The sequence below is a fragment of the Edwardsiella sp. A.80236 genome, from assembly GCF_044540725.1.
In the GTDB taxonomy this organism is placed as follows: domain Bacteria; phylum Pseudomonadota; class Gammaproteobacteria; order Enterobacterales; family Enterobacteriaceae; genus Edwardsiella; species Edwardsiella tarda.
Map to the genome: position 1 here is coordinate 131,223 of NZ_JBIUCY010000005.1, position 14,097 is coordinate 145,319.

The 14,097-nt window shown below is 59.9% G+C and carries 13 protein-coding genes; 9 read left to right on the forward strand and 4 right to left on the reverse strand.

Features of this window, described 5'->3' with window-relative positions:
* Positions 1 to 25: 25 nt before the first annotated feature.
* The 4 genes from mreD to csrD form a co-directional block, all read right to left on the reverse strand.
* A complete protein-coding gene (mreD, locus tag ACEQFP_RS06600) occupies positions 26 to 514 on the reverse strand; it encodes a rod shape-determining protein MreD (protein WP_005289825.1) in 489 nt (162 codons plus the stop codon).
* The gene (gene mreC, locus ACEQFP_RS06605) at positions 514 to 1,572 is read right to left on the reverse strand and encodes a rod shape-determining protein MreC (protein WP_035597041.1); all 1,059 of its coding nucleotides are present in this window, start codon (positions 1,570 to 1,572) and stop codon (positions 514 to 516) included. The genes mreD and mreC overlap by 1 nt, the downstream gene beginning before the upstream one ends.
* Positions 1,573 to 1,726: 154 nt before the next feature.
* A complete protein-coding gene (gene mreB, locus ACEQFP_RS06610; protein WP_005289819.1) occupies positions 1,727 to 2,770 on the reverse strand; it encodes a rod shape-determining protein MreB in 1,044 nt (347 codons plus the stop codon).
* Positions 2,771 to 3,241: 471 nt separating this feature from the next.
* Positions 3,242 to 5,137: an RNase E specificity factor CsrD gene (gene csrD, locus ACEQFP_RS06615; RefSeq protein ID WP_035597038.1), complete on the reverse strand. Its 1,896-nt coding sequence runs from the start codon at positions 5,135 to 5,137 to the stop codon at positions 3,242 to 3,244.
* A 451-nt stretch (positions 5,138 to 5,588) separates the two neighbouring features.
* Between csrD and ACEQFP_RS06620 the strand changes: the two genes are divergently transcribed.
* The 9 genes from ACEQFP_RS06620 (at position 5,589) to prmA (ending at position 13,617) form a co-directional block, all read left to right on the forward strand.
* Positions 5,589 to 6,566, forward strand: a complete 978-nt coding sequence (locus ACEQFP_RS06620) for an oxidoreductase (protein ID WP_047059061.1) — start codon at positions 5,589 to 5,591, stop codon at positions 6,564 to 6,566.
* 122 nt (positions 6,567 to 6,688) lie between these two features.
* The gene (msrP, locus tag ACEQFP_RS06625; protein ID WP_396464056.1) at positions 6,689 to 7,690 is read left to right on the forward strand and encodes a protein-methionine-sulfoxide reductase catalytic subunit MsrP; all 1,002 of its coding nucleotides are present in this window, start codon (positions 6,689 to 6,691) and stop codon (positions 7,688 to 7,690) included.
* Positions 7,690 to 8,289: a protein-methionine-sulfoxide reductase heme-binding subunit MsrQ gene (gene msrQ / locus ACEQFP_RS06630; RefSeq protein ID WP_005289804.1), complete on the forward strand. Its 600-nt coding sequence runs from the start codon at positions 7,690 to 7,692 to the stop codon at positions 8,287 to 8,289. Before msrP ends, msrQ begins: the two co-directional genes overlap by 1 nt.
* A gap of 241 nt (positions 8,290 to 8,530) precedes the next feature.
* Positions 8,531 to 8,983 carry a type II 3-dehydroquinate dehydratase gene (gene aroQ, locus ACEQFP_RS06635; protein ID WP_005296171.1) on the forward strand — a complete coding sequence of 151 codons (453 nt, stop codon included), beginning with the start codon at positions 8,531 to 8,533 and terminating at the stop codon, positions 8,981 to 8,983.
* A gap of 79 nt (positions 8,984 to 9,062) precedes the next feature.
* Positions 9,063 to 9,530, forward strand: coding sequence for an acetyl-CoA carboxylase biotin carboxyl carrier protein (accB, locus tag ACEQFP_RS06640; RefSeq protein WP_005289800.1), 468 nt, complete (start codon positions 9,063 to 9,065; stop codon positions 9,528 to 9,530).
* Between the two features lie 10 nt (positions 9,531 to 9,540).
* Positions 9,541 to 10,890 (forward strand): acetyl-CoA carboxylase biotin carboxylase subunit, encoded by a 1,350-nt coding sequence (gene accC, locus ACEQFP_RS06645; protein WP_005289798.1) that lies wholly within the window; start codon positions 9,541 to 9,543, stop codon positions 10,888 to 10,890.
* Between the two features lie 143 nt (positions 10,891 to 11,033).
* Complete coding sequence (locus ACEQFP_RS06650; protein ID WP_005289796.1) at positions 11,034 to 11,276, forward strand: YhdT family protein; 243 nt, start codon at positions 11,034 to 11,036, stop codon at positions 11,274 to 11,276.
* On the forward strand, positions 11,266 to 12,720 hold the full coding sequence (gene panF, locus ACEQFP_RS06655; RefSeq protein WP_005289795.1) for a sodium/pantothenate symporter: 1,455 nt from the start codon (positions 11,266 to 11,268) through the stop codon (positions 12,718 to 12,720). The genes ACEQFP_RS06650 and panF overlap by 11 nt, the downstream gene beginning before the upstream one ends.
* 15 nt (positions 12,721 to 12,735) lie before the next feature.
* Complete coding sequence (gene prmA / locus ACEQFP_RS06660; RefSeq protein ID WP_035597026.1) at positions 12,736 to 13,617, forward strand: 50S ribosomal protein L11 methyltransferase; 882 nt, start codon at positions 12,736 to 12,738, stop codon at positions 13,615 to 13,617.
* The last annotated feature ends 480 nt before the right edge of the window (positions 13,618 to 14,097 follow it).

Sequence of the window (14,097 nt, forward strand, 5' to 3'; positions counted from 1 at the left end):
GAGTCCTGTGTCTAGCCGCATCGCCTCACTGCACGGCGAATTGACGGCGCACCTTACGCATCAGTAAAAATAGCCATGGCCACAGTAACCCATTGACTACACTACTCCACCACACCTCGGGCCGGAAGGCGGTATTGGCGACGACAAACTCGCCCCAGAAAATTACCGCCTCCATCGCCGCCGTCAGCACCATCACCATCAAGGCCTGCTGCCACAGCGCCATGTTGCGCAGCAACTGGAACTTGAAGGCCACCAGATAGGCCAGCAGACTGAAGGCCAAGGCCCGGATCCCCAGGGTCGAGCCGAGGATCAGATCCCACACCAGCCCCAACAGGAAGCCGGTACCGACGTTGACGCGATGTGGCAACGCCATCGTCCAGTAGATCAGGAACAGCGCCAGCCAGTTCGGGCGGAACATGGCGATATTGTCCGGCCAGGGCATAATCTGCAACACATAGGCCAGCAGGAAAAACAGCCAGATGATCCAACGACCATGGCTACGGTACCCCCCCATCAGCGCACCTCCTGACTACGACGCGGTGGCGTCTTCGGGGTGACGGCGGGGGCCGGAACAGCCGGTTTCGCCGCGGCATCGGCCGCACTCGGCGCACTCGGTGTCGCCGGTGTGCCGCTGTCAGGAGCCGGAGGCCCCATGACGGCGGGGGCAGGCAAGACCTGCGGCATCATCTGCATCAGCCGTTCATTGGCGACGCGCTGCACCGCATCCGGCGGCAGAGGGACGCTGCCCTCGCGATCACCGCTCCACAGTAGCAGCAGATAGCGCAGGCGCTGTAGCCCCGCGGTCGGACGTGCCTTGATCACCGTATAGGCGCGTTGATTATCCACCTTCACCGACGAGACGACGGCCACCGGATAGCCCTCCGGGAAACGCCCCCCCAGGCCGGAGGTGACCAACACATCCCCGACGCGAATGTCGGTGTTGGCCGGCAGATGCTCGAGCTGGAGATCATCGCTACAGCCGTTACCCGCCGCCAGCACGCGGATATCGTTGCGCAGCACCTGGATCGGTAATGCGTGGGCGGCGTTACAAATCAGCAAGACGCGGCTGGTCGCCTTACCGACGGCCACCACCTGACCCACTACCCCCTTGTCGCTGATCACCGGCTGACCGAAGTAGACGCCACTGTTGCTGCCCTTATCGATCACCACCTGATCGCTATAGGGATCGGGCAGCGTAGAGATCACCTGCGTGACCATCTTGTGTTCATCCTGGCGCAATGGCGAGCCAAGCAGCTCGCGCAGGCGCGCATTCTCTTGTTTTAACTGTCCCTGTAACAACAGATCGCTATTTTTTAATAAGAGTTCTTGGCGTAGCGCCCGGTTCTCCAGCTCCAACTGATCGCGGGTGGCGAAGGTGTTAGAGAGCGTATCCAGGAGCTGACGGGGAGCGTTGGACAGATAATAGAACGGACTCACGGAGGTATCGAGATAGGTACGGATCTGCTGAAACATGCCCAGACGGCTGTCAGCCACCACTAATCCTACCGCCGCCACCACCGCCAGAAAAAGTCGTAGTTGCAGAGAAGGCCCTCTGCTGAATATCGGCTTCATAAATTTGCGTTATCCTCGACGTCGGCGCCGCGTCGTGCGCAGCACCGCGCATGTAGCGATCGCGCGATACGCGAACACCGGACGGAGTGCCTCTCCGCCCGGTGCCCGGCATTCGTCTCATCCACGGCGGCGCAATGCCCGCGCCGTAGAGGAATTACTCTTCGCTGAACAGATCACCGCCATGCATGTCGATCATTTCCAACGCCTTGCCACCACCGCGCGCCACACAGGTCAGCGGATCTTCGGCCACCACCACCGGGATACCGGTCTCTTCCATCAGCAGACGATCCAGGTTACGCAGCAGCGCGCCGCCACCGGTCAGGACCATACCACGCTCGGAGATGTCGGAGGCCAGTTCCGGCGGGCACTGCTCCAGAGCCACCATCACCGCGCTGACGATGCCGGTCAACGGCTCTTGCAACGCTTCCAGGATCTCGTTGGAGTTCAAGGTGAAGCCTCGCGGAACCCCTTCAGCCAGGTTACGACCGCGCACTTCGATCTCACGCACCTCATCGCCAGGATAGGCGGAGCCGATCTCATGTTTGATGCGCTCGGCCGTCGCCTCACCGATCAGGGAGCCGTAGTTACGGCGCACGTAGTTAATGATCGCCTCGTCGAAACGGTCACCACCGATACGAACGGAGGAGGAGTACACCACACCGTTCAGGGAGATCACCGCCACTTCAGTGGTACCGCCACCGATATCCACCACCATCGAGCCGGTCGCCTCGGAAACCGGCAAGCCTGCACCGATCGCCGCCGCCATCGGCTCTTCGATCAGGAAGACTTCACGCGCGCCGGCGCCCTGCGCCGATTCACGAATGGCGCGACGCTCGACCTGGGTGGCACCGACCGGTACACACACCAGCACACGCGGGCTTGGCCGCATAAAGCTGTTGCTATGCACCTGTTTGATGAAGTACTGCAGCATCTTCTCGGTCACGAAGAAGTCGGCGATCACCCCATCCTTCATCGGACGGATGGCGGCGATATTGCCCGGCGTACGGCCGAGCATCTGCTTGGCCTCATGCCCCACGGCGGCAACGCTTTTCGGAGAACCCGCGCGGTCCTGACGAATGGCGACCACCGAAGGTTCATTCAAAACAATGCCTTGTCCTTTTACATAAATCAGGGTATTGGCAGTACCCAGGTCGATGGACAAGTCATTGGAAAACATGCCACGAAATTTTTTAAACATAACTGAAGGATAATCCTGAAAGCTGGAGGCGAAAAATAAAATCCGCTTACTTTACCAACCACGCGGAACAGCGACAAGGCGCAAAAACGTCCTGCTCCGGTGAAAAATTACACCATGTTTACCATTCAACAGATTAGGGTGCTCATGAGCATGGCACCACAGCGGAAGAGGGAGGCAACACTGACGATCTCCCGCCAGCCGTCGCACGGCAAAACACTCCGCATCGCCACGTTATCGCACCACGCATCCGTTCCCGGCTACAACACAGCGCATAACAATTCATCACAGATAATGTCTATCACGACGGTAGCAAAGGGTAGACGCGCGCTGAATTCATTCCACCGCCGAGGGCATTCGTCTCGACGGCACGTAAGCGCCTACCAACCGTATAAGCATAGATTGCACGCTATTCTACGTGAATTTTTCCTGACAAAAAGGCCAATTCATTATCCGTCACAATATTTTTTCCAACTAGAGAACCGGTCGCGATTTTGCAAAAAAATCTCCCTGCCCGCCGGCGATCCCTTTCTCCTGTAATACCCGCCACTCCTCGCGACTACGCACCCCGGTGGCGAAGACCTGTGCCAGCGTTCCCTCACAGGCGCCGGTGATACTTTGCACAAACAGCTGGTTTTCGATGCGTTGGTCAATGTTGCGCACCAACGCCGGATGCAGCTTGATCAACGCCACCTGCAACTGCTTGATATAGGTAGTACTGACGATACGTAACCCCGCCTGAGATACCACCAGCTGACACTCCAGGCCGCGCAGCAGACGTAACATCGGCGCCAGGCGTGCCTGATGTGCACAGACATCGGCCTCATTCAACTCGATGAGGATACGCTGACGCACCGAACGCTCACTCTGCAACAAGGTATCGCGCAGCCAACGCTGGAAACTGCGTTGTAATAATGAGTCAACCGTCAATGGAAAGGCCAGCCTTTGCCCCGGCAAGCGGCGCAATAACGGAATAATCTGACTCACCATTTGACGATCGAAACGCTCCGCCAGGCCGAGCTGTTGCACCAGCGGCATAAATTCGGCGCTGGGGATGGGCTGATTGCCGTCGTAGATAAACGGCAAGATATAGTGGTGATGCACCGCACCCGCCACCGTCACCGCCGGTTTATGGAATAGGCGAGCCCCGCCACGCGTTAGCGTCTGCTCTAACAGGGTGCGCCAGCGCACGCTACCACGCACCATCTCCGGTTGCGGAATGGGGTCGACATACCAGCCGTTGCCGCCTTGCAGGCTGGCGTTACGCGCCGCCTGCTCGGCGCGATCCATCACCGCCTCGACCTGCTCACCGGCGCGATAGAGGGTAATACCGATATGCAACACCTCATCGGCGACCACGCCAGGGGCCGACGGGATGGCGGCCAGAGAGGCTAACAGCTGAGCGGCGAATCCCTCCGCCTCTTTCTGCGAGCGGTGAGGCAGCAGCACGGCAAAATTATTCTGGAAGTAATGTGCCAAGAGGCCGGAAGGATAACGCATCACATAGGTCGACAACATATTGGTCAGCGCGTAGCGGAACTCCTCGCGTTCACGTCGGCCCGGCTGATCGGCTAAGGCCTCCAAGTCGGGCAGACGCAAGATCATCACCACGCCATGCGCCGCCTCATCCTCCAATAACGTCGTGAGCTGGTTGTCGAAAAATAGGCGATTATTCAGTCCGGTACGGGAGTCCTGGGCCGCAAAGGCGCGGATCAGCGAGTCGATACGGCTGCGCTCCTCTCGCGCCTCGGCCAGCTCCCGCAACAGGCGGTCCAAGGCGCTGCTGGCACTGGCTGGCAACTCATTGAGACTGCCGATGGCACTCAGATCGCGTTCGCCCGCGAGGATGCGGCGAGCCCGCCGTTCGAGGCGCTCCACACCCAACGTCTGGGTGCGGAGCCAACGGTAGGCAAACACCAGCATGATCACCATGATGACGATGGAGAGTGAGAGTGGGAACATGCGCTCTAACGAGTGGCTATAGCTGGCCGTCGGTTCGATATAGACCATCTTCAGACGATAGCCTGGGTGTTGCAGCAACGGCGCCTCAAAGGTGCGCAGGTTGTCGCGCGTATGCCAGGCCCGATAGAGCGCCGGGAGATGGTGGGAATAGACCTGACGATCGTCGTGGTAGACCGCCAGGTCGACCGCGCCTGCCGAACGCATCATCACCGGCAGCCAACGCTTCACACTGTCGGAGGACTCGACCAGCAGCTGTTGGTCGATCATCGTCGTCAGGATGTTAAGTTGTGTCTCGGCGCGCTGATGCGTCTGGTTATAAAAGCTATAGGTGCTGCCCAACAGCATGAGGAACATGCCCAGCGCCACCAGCAAGGTAATGAAGGCAAAGAATTTGGTCGTAATACGCATCCCTGTCCCTACCCGATCCGTTACACATCGCGGCGCCGCAACTCATTCCGCTCGACGATGCTCCACCACCCGGCACAGGCCGGACAGGCTCTCAGTAAAAACTCCCTTTCTTGGAGGCATAGTATCACTCCTGTGAATTATTTTAGCCGACTTCATCTTTACTTTTACTACAAATAACGCCCCTCGCCTATCGCCGACGCGCTAACCCCACGGGGGGACTCCCGGCTAGGCAAACGGGCGCGTCACCCCGTGCCTCGCGGACACCCACTCGCCGCCTGTACCCGCGAAGTAAGGGCGGTAAGTACCCACCCCGGCAGGCCATTTCCTCACATCGCTCATGGCTGCGATCACGGCCATAGCGGGCGGGGGGCGATTCCTGGTATAGAATAGGCTACGCGCCATCCTCTGCGCGGGGACGGTAATTAAGCCACTTTATCAACAGGATGCCATCATGAAAGCACTGCTACTCGAACAGCGCGACGGTCAGACCCACGCTCACATTCACACCCTAAGCGGTGATGACCTGCCGGCGGGCGAGGTGCTGGTCGACGTCGACTGGTCGAGCCTGAACTATAAGGATGCGTTAGCCATTACTGGCCAGGGTAAGATCGTCCGCCAGTTTCCGATGGTACCCGGCATCGACTTCGCCGGCGTCGTCAATCAGAGCAGCGACGCGCGTTTCACCCCTGGCCAGGCGGTGTTGCTAACCGGTTGGGGGGTGGGTGAACACCATTGGGGCGGGCTGGCGCAGCAGGCCCGAGTCCCCGCCGATTGGCTGTTGCCGTTGCCTCAGGGGTTAGACGGACGCCAGGCGATGATCATCGGCACCGCGGGTCTCACCGCCATGTTGTGTGTGCTGGCCCTGGAGGAGGGCGGCGTCACTCCCGAACGCGGCGAGGTCGTGGTCACCGGGGCCAGCGGGGGGGTCGGCAGCACCGCCGTCGCCCTGCTCAGCCAACTGGGCTACCGGGTGGTCGCCGTCAGTGGACGCGAGGAGAACCGTGACTATCTGCTGGCGCTCGGCGCCGAACAGGTCTTGCCTCGCGCCGAGTTTCAAACGCCGGCCCGCCCACTGGAGAAGCAGCGCTGGGCGGGCGCCATCGATACGGTCGGCGGCGAGGTTCTGGCCAAGGTCCTGGCCCAGATGGACAGCAACGCGACCGTTGCCGCCTGCGGACTCGCGGGGGGATTTACGCTACCTACGACGGTGATGCCGTTCATTCTGCGTAACGTCCGCCTACAGGGGGTAGACTCGGTGATGGCCTCGCCCGAACGCCGCACCCTCGCCTGGCAGCGTCTGGCTGCGCTCTTGCCGGAGCGCTTCTACCAGCAGTGCGCCCAAGAGATCACGCTGGAGCAGGCGATCCCGGCGGCGGCCGATCTGCTGGCTAACCGCATCACCGGGCGTACCCTGGTACGCTTACGCTAACGTCGCCGATGCGCGGTGGCTTGCCTGCCGCGCATAACTATAACAATTTTGTGATACTCCCCGCGCCAGCCCCATTTCCTGCCATGATGTCATCATCACCCTCATCATCAAGGAGTGCGAGTATGGCCCGATACCCGAAACTGCGCGACAGCGATGTCACCCCGGAAGCGCTATTCTTTCAGCGTCGCCGCGTGCTCAAGGCGCTCGGTATTAGTACGGCGGCGCTAGCCCTCACCCCCTCAGCTCAGGCCAACTTATTGTCCTGGTTTAAAGGCAACGATCGTCCCCCGGCACCGCCGGGTGATCCACTGACGTTTACCCGCCCCGCCACCTGGCAGGCCGACCTTCCTCTGACACCCGAGGATAAGGTCAGCGGTTATAACAACTTCTACGAGTTCGGTCTGGACAAGGCCGATCCGGCGGCGAATGCCGGATCGTTGCGTACCGCCGGCTGGAAAGTCACCATCGATGGCGAGGTGGCCAAACCGATGACCCTGGATATGGACGCTATTCTGCGCCGCTTCCCGCTGGAGGAGCGTATCTATCGCATGCGCTGTGTGGAGGCTTGGTCGATGGTGATCCCCTGGGTCGGCTTCGAGCTGGGACACCTACTGCGCCAGGCCGAGCCCACCAGTCGGGCGCGCTATGTCGCCTTCACCACGTTGTACGATCCCGAGCAGATGCCGGGGCAGAAGGATCGCTTTATCGGTGGCGGCTTGAAGTATCCCTATATCGAAGGGTTACGGATGGATGAAGCCATGCATCCGTTGACGCTGCTCAGCGTCGGTGTCTACGGCAAGGGATTAGCACCGCAGAATGGGGCGCCGATCCGCCTGACGGTACCGTGGAAGTATGGCTTCAAGAGCATTAAGTCCATCGTCCATATTCGCCTGGTAGAGAATGCGCCGCCGACCACCTGGAACCAGCTCGCCCCAAGCGAGTATGGCTTCTACGCCAACGTCAACCCACAGGTGGACCATCCACGCTGGTCTCAGGCCAGCGAACGTTTCATCGGCAGCGGTGGCCTACTGGATGTCAAACGCCAACCGACGCTACCGTTTAATGGCTATGGCGCACAGGTGGCGGCGTTATATCAGGGGATGGATCTGAGGAAGTTCTATTGATGAAACGACTGAGTCCTGCCCAGATTACCCTGCTGAAGATCGCCATCTGGCTGGCCGCCGCCTTGCCACTGATCTGGTTGCCATTAGCGGCGTCGCTGGGAGCGTTGAGTGCCGATCCGGCCAAGGATATCCAGCATATTACCGGGCTGATGGCGCTGAAGCTGCTGCTGGCGACCCTGCTGGTCTCTCCCCTGGCACGCTTCACCCGTCAGGCGGCGTTGATGCGCACCCGGCGCCTATTGGGACTCTGGTGTTTCGCCTGGGCCAGCCTGCATCTGCTGAGCTACCTGATGCTGGAGCTGGGTGGCAACCTGAGATTATTGGGTAGCGAATTGCTACGGCGCCCCTACCTCACCCTCGGGCTGGCCGCGTGGCTCATCCTGCTGGCCTTGGCCCTCACCTCGACGCGACGCGCCATGTCCGCACTGGGTACGCATTGGCAACGCCTGCACAATCTGATCTATCTGGCGGCGATCGCCGTGCCGATCCACTATCTGTGGTCGGTGAAGACCCTCTCACCGCAGCCGTTTTTTTACGCACTCGGCGCGCTGATCTTGTTAGCATTGCGTTATCAAAAAATCCGCCAATGGTGGCGATAACCAGTGGAACTTGCAGCCATTTTTAGTATCTAATCGCTAACATGTCGACTCGTCCGTCACACGGACGGGTTGCATATCTTCGCTGATTCGACCAGTATTCAGCTGCGAATTGAACCGAAATCATTATAATGCCCGACCTTGTATGCCGATCGATGCCACAAATTGGCAGAGAAAGAGTGACAAGGCGGCGACATCGGGTTATTTTGGCAAAATTCGTCTGATTGCCGGAGATGGCGGCACAATGGCCAACAAGTTCAACATTTTGCTTCTCAATGGTCCCAATCTGAATATGCTGGGCGTTCGTGAGCCGGAAAAATATGGTTCCCAGACGCTGGCGCAGATTACGGCACGGTTGGATCAGCGGGCACAGACGCTCGGCGTGCAGTTGCGCCATGTGCAGTCCAATGCAGAACATGAGCTGATCGCACAGATCCACGCCGCCTTCGGCAACACCGATTTTATATTGATTAACCCGGCAGCGTTTACCCATACCAGCGTAGCGCTGCGCGATGCCCTGCTGGCGGTGCAGATCCCGTTTATTGAGATCCACCTGTCCAACGTGCATGCCCGCGAGCCCTTCCGCCACCACTCCTATCTGTCGGATGTCGCCGTGGGGGTCATTTGCGGCCTGGGCGCCGAAGGGTATGAATATGCCCTACAGGCGGCGGTTAACCGCCTGAACGTATCACGCTAAACCGGAGTGTGCGCCTGTCTGCCGCCGTGCGCGGCGTGCATCCACAATCTTCGTAACAACAACGAGTACGGAATCACACATGGATATTCGTAAAATCAAGAAACTGATCGAACTGGTTGAAGAGTCCGGCATCGCTGAGCTGGAAATCTCTGAAGGTGAAGAATCAGTACGCATTAGTCGTGCCCCGGCGATGGCCAGCATGCCGGCCATGCAACCGTTCTACGCCGCCGCTCCCGCCGTAGCACCGGCCCCGGCGGCAGTGGCCCCGGCAGCCGCACCGGCTCCGGCCGATAACGGCAATGCGGCCCTGAGCGGCCATGTCGTCCGTTCTCCGATGGTCGGTACCTTCTACCGTACGCCGAGCCCGGAAGCCAAGGCATTCGTCGAAGTCGGCCAGCAGGTCAATGCCGGCGATCCGCTGTGTATCGTTGAAGCGATGAAAATGATGAACCAGATCGAAGCCGATAAATCCGGCGTGGTGAAGGCGATCCTGGTCGAAAACGGTCAACCAGTTGAATTCGACGAGCCGCTGGTCATCATCGAATAACGGGGCGAACATGCTAGATAAAATTGTTATCGCTAACCGTGGTGAAATCGCCCTGCGGATCCTGCGCGCCTGTAAGGAGCTGGGGATCAAGACCGTAGCGGTGCACTCCACGGCGGATCGCGATCTGAAACACGTGCTGCTGGCGGACGAGACCATTTGTATCGGTCCGGCGCAGTCCGTTAAAAGTTACCTCAATATTCCAGCCATCATCTCCGCTGCGGAGATCACCGGTGCGGTGGCGATCCACCCGGGATATGGGTTCCTGTCTGAAAACGCCGACTTCGCCGAGCAGGTGGAGCGTTCCGGTTTTATCTTCATCGGCCCCAAGGCGGAAACCATTCGCCTGATGGGGGATAAAGTCTCTGCCATCAGCGCAATGAAGAAAGCCGGCGTGCCGTGTGTACCGGGCTCCGATGGCCCGCTGGATGATGACATGGAGAAGAACCGTGCCATCGCCAAGCGCATCGGCTATCCGGTGATCATCAAGGCCTCTGGCGGCGGCGGCGGTCGCGGCATGCGTGTCGTGCGTGGTGACAAGGAGCTGGCTCAGTCCATCCTGATGACCAAGGCGGAGGCGAAAGCGGCCTTCAATAACGACATGGTCTACATGGAGAAGTACCTGGAGAATCCGCGTCACATCGAGATCCAGGTGCTGGCCGACGGCCAGGGCAACGCCATCTATCTGGCCGAACGCGACTGCTCGATGCAACGCCGTCACCAGAAAGTGGTGGAAGAGGCACCGGCTCCGGGCATCACGCCGGAACTGCGTCGCTATATCGGCGAACGCTGCGCCAAGGCGTGTGTCGACATCGGCTACCGCGGGGCGGGGACCTTCGAGTTTCTGTTCGAAAACGGTGAGTTCTACTTTATCGAGATGAACACCCGTATTCAGGTTGAACACCCGGTTACCGAGATGATCACCGGCGTCGATCTGATCAAAGAGCAGCTGCGTATCGCGGCCGGTCAACCGCTGTCGATCAAACAGCACGAGGTACAGGTGCGCGGCCACGCGGTCGAATGCCGTATCAACGCCGAAGATCCTAAGACCTTCCTGCCCAGCCCGGGTAAGATCACCCGCTTCCATGCGCCGGGTGGCTTCGGTGTGCGTTGGGAGTCCCATATCTACGCCGGTTATACCGTACCGCCGTACTATGACTCCATGATCGGGAAACTGATCTGCTACGGCGAAAACCGCGACGTGGCCATCGCCCGCATGAGAAACGCGTTGGCGGAGCTGATCATCGATGGCATCAAGACCAACATCGAGCTGCAGCAGTCGATCATGACCGATCCGAACTTCCAGGCCGGTGGCACCAACATCCACTACCTGGAGAAGAAGCTGGGCCTGCAGGACAAATAATCGCCGTCCCTATGGCACACCCTCTCAAAGGCCGGGCAACCGGCCTTTTGCTTTCCTGATTATCAGCCGACGCTGCATCGACGGGCGCATTGCCGTACAATTCCCTGCTTTTGCTTATTGGCTTACCGACACTGGGAGATCCCATGGATGCACGTTTCGCGCAGGCGCACCGTGAGGCCCGCTGGGCCTTATGGCTGACGCTGGCCTATCTGCTGGCCTGGGTTGCCGCAGGCTATCTACCCGATAGCCTGTTGGGTATCACCGGCCTGCCGCACTGGTTCGAAATGGCCTGCCTACTGCTGCCGCTGTTATTTATTCTGCTGTGCTGGGCGATGGTTCGCCTGATTTTCAAGTCTATACCGCTGGGGAGCGATAATGCAGACTGACGTAATCCTGCCTCTGATTGGTTACCTGGTTCTGGTCTTCGGCCTGTCGATTTACGCCTACCGCCGCCGCCAGAAAGGCAACTTTCTCAACGACTACTTCCTCGGTGACCGCTCGATGGGCGGCTTCGTCCTGGCGATGACCCTGACCGCGACCTATATCAGCGCCAGCTCATTCATCGGTGGCCCAGGCGCGGCCTATAAGTACGGCCTCGGCTGGGTGTTACTGGCGATGATCCAACTACCCGCCGTGTGGCTCTCTCTGGGCGTTCTGGGGAAGAAGTTCGCCATCCTGGCCCGTAAGTATCAGGCCGTCACGCTGAACGACATGCTGTACGCACGCTATGGTAGTCGCCTGCTGGTGTGGGTCGCCAGCCTCAGCCTGTTGATCGCCTTTATCGGCGCGATGACGGTACAGTTTATCGGCGGGGCCCGTCTGCTGGAGAGCGCCGCCGGCATCCCCTACGATGCCGGGTTGCTGATCTTCGGGGTCACCATCGCCCTATACACCGCCTTCGGGGGCTTCCGCGCCAGCGTGCTCAACGACGCCATGCAGGGCGTGGTGATGCTGCTCGGTACCCTGCTGCTGTTGGTGGGGATCATCCACGCCGCCGGTGGCATGCACGCCGCCGTCGAGACGCTACAACGCATCGATCCCAAGCTGGTCTCGCCCCAGGGAGCCGACGACATCCTGAGCCTGCCGTTTATGGCCTCCTTCTGGATCCTGGTCTGCTTCGGCGTCATCGGCTTGCCGCATACCGCCGTGCGCTGCATCTCCTACAAGGACAGCAAGGCGGTGCATCGCGCCATCATCATCGGGACCATCGTCGTCGCCCTGCTGATGCTCGGGATGCACCTGGCAGGCGCGCTCGGACGGGCGGTGCTGCCCGATCTGACGGTGCCGGACATGGTGATACCGACGCTGATGGTGCGGGTGCTGCCGCCCTTCGCCGCCGGCATCTTCCTGGCCGCGCCGATGGCGGCGATCATGTCGACGATCAACGCTCAATTGCTGCAATCCTCGGCGACTATCGTCAAAGATCTGTATCTTGGCCTACGACCCCAGGCGGTGAATAACGAACGCCGCCTGGCTCGCCTGTCGGCCGCCTCGACCCTGATCCTCGGCGCGCTACTGCTGCTGGCGGCCTGGCGGCCACCGGAGATGATCATCTGGCTGAACCTGTTGGCCTTCGGTGGTCTGGAGGCGGTGTTCCTCTGGCCGTTAGTACTGGGGCTATACTGGGAGCGGGCCAACGCGCACGGCGCCCTGAGCTCGATGATCGTCGGCGCCGCCAGCTATGCCTTACTGGCCAGCCTGAAGATCCAACTGTTCCACCTGCACCCGATCGTGCCCTCCCTCGTGCTGGGATTACTGGCCTTCTGGGTAGGAAACTATTTCGGCAGCCGAGCGCAGCCTGTGCTCGCTGCCAGCGAATCAACCGACTAGTAAAAGAGACATGCCATGCCTTGGATCCAAATCAAAATCAACTCCACCGGTAGTCAGGCGGAGACCCTGAGCGACGCGCTGATGGCGTGCGGCGCCGTGTCCGTCACCTTCCAGGATAGCCACGATAATCCGGTGTTCGAGCCGCTACCGGGCGAGACCCTGCTGTGGGGGGATACCGACGTCATCGGCCTGTTCGATGCCGAGACCGAGATGGCCCAGGTGGTCGCTGAGCTGGCGCGCCATCCGGCGCTGGGCGCGGACTTCCGCCATAAGATCGAACAGATCGAAGATAAGGACTGGGAACGTGAGTGGATGGATAACTTCCACCCGATGCAGTTTGGCCGTCGCCTGTGGATCTGCCCGAGCTGGCGTGAGATCCCCGATCCCGAGGCCGTCAACGTGATGCTCGATCCGGGACTGGCCTTCGGTACCGGTACCCATCCGACCACCGCCCTGTGCCTGCAATGGCTCGATGGGCTGGATCTGGCTGGTAAGACGGTCATCGACTTCGGCTGCGGCTCCGGCATCCTGGCGATCGCCGCGCTGAAGCTGGGCGCCGCACGGGCCATCGGCATCGACATCGATCCGCAGGCGATCCAGGCCAGCCGTGATAACGCCGAACGCAACGGCGTCTCCGAGCGACTGGAGCTCTATCTGCCGCAGGATCAACCGGCCAACCTCAGCGCCGATGTGGTGGTCGCCAACATCCTGGCGGGCCCTCTGCGCGAGCTGGCGCCGTTGATCAGCTGTCTACCGCGTCAGGGGGGGCATCTGGGACTCTCTGGCATCCTGGCGAGCCAGGCGGAGAGCGTCTGCGAAGCCTACCGTGACCAGTTCGCGCTGGATGCGGTGGCCGAACGCGAAGAGTGGTGTCGCATCACCGGCGTGCGCCGTTAAGCACCATGGCTGGCGGCCTCATCGGTCGCCAGCCGATCCTCGCCCTTCCTGGACGCCGCTTATCAGAAGAGGGTGCGCCATCCTCATCCCCCCTCACCCCGTCCTCCCTTCGTCGCTTTCCCTCTCCGCGCGTCCCCTTTCGCTGCCGCACGGCTGGCGTGTCGCAGGCCAATTTTGCAGCGCATTCGAGAAGAAAATGAGACTCCGCTCGCATAAAATAGTGTGATTGTGCTGATAAAAACAGCAATCGCATGGAGTTGCACTGTTTCCTTAGCGTGACAGTCACAATAACTTTAGAGAAAATCGCCCAGCGCAGTTTTTGCGCAAAAATAGATAACTAATTGTTTATATTGTATTATTTTTACTAGGTGTCGAGAGCATCCCTCTTTCCTTGATCTACGACAGTCGATTGTTCAAAGTTTGGCCTTTCATATCTGCGCAAAAATGCGTAATATACGCGCCCTTGCGGACACAGTATGG

Bases quoted from the DNA above. Each gene is read 5' to 3' on its own strand.
- mreB (WP_005289819.1), bottom strand. From the start codon at position 2,770: ATGTTTAAAAAATTTCGTGGCATGTTTTCCAATGACTTGTCCATCGAC.
- accB (WP_005289800.1), top strand. From the start codon at position 9,063: ATGGATATTCGTAAAATCAAGAAACTGATCGAACTGGTTGAAGAGTCC.
- accC (WP_005289798.1), top strand. From the start codon at position 9,541: ATGCTAGATAAAATTGTTATCGCTAACCGTGGTGAAATCGCCCTGCGG.
- mreC (WP_035597041.1), bottom strand. From the start codon at position 1,572: ATGAAGCCGATATTCAGCAGAGGGCCTTCTCTGCAACTACGACTTTTT.
- msrQ (WP_005289804.1), top strand. From the start codon at position 7,690: ATGAAACGACTGAGTCCTGCCCAGATTACCCTGCTGAAGATCGCCATC.
- ACEQFP_RS06620 (WP_047059061.1), top strand. From the start codon at position 5,589: ATGAAAGCACTGCTACTCGAACAGCGCGACGGTCAGACCCACGCTCAC.
- msrP (WP_396464056.1), top strand. From the start codon at position 6,689: ATGGCCCGATACCCGAAACTGCGCGACAGCGATGTCACCCCGGAAGCG.
- aroQ (WP_005296171.1), top strand. From the start codon at position 8,531: ATGGCCAACAAGTTCAACATTTTGCTTCTCAATGGTCCCAATCTGAAT.
- prmA (WP_035597026.1), top strand. From the start codon at position 12,736: ATGCCTTGGATCCAAATCAAAATCAACTCCACCGGTAGTCAGGCGGAG.
- mreD (WP_005289825.1), bottom strand. From the start codon at position 514: ATGGGGGGGTACCGTAGCCATGGTCGTTGGATCATCTGGCTGTTTTTC.
- ACEQFP_RS06650 (WP_005289796.1), top strand. From the start codon at position 11,034: ATGGATGCACGTTTCGCGCAGGCGCACCGTGAGGCCCGCTGGGCCTTA.
- panF (WP_005289795.1), top strand. From the start codon at position 11,266: ATGCAGACTGACGTAATCCTGCCTCTGATTGGTTACCTGGTTCTGGTC.
- csrD (WP_035597038.1), bottom strand. From the start codon at position 5,137: ATGCGTATTACGACCAAATTCTTTGCCTTCATTACCTTGCTGGTGGCG.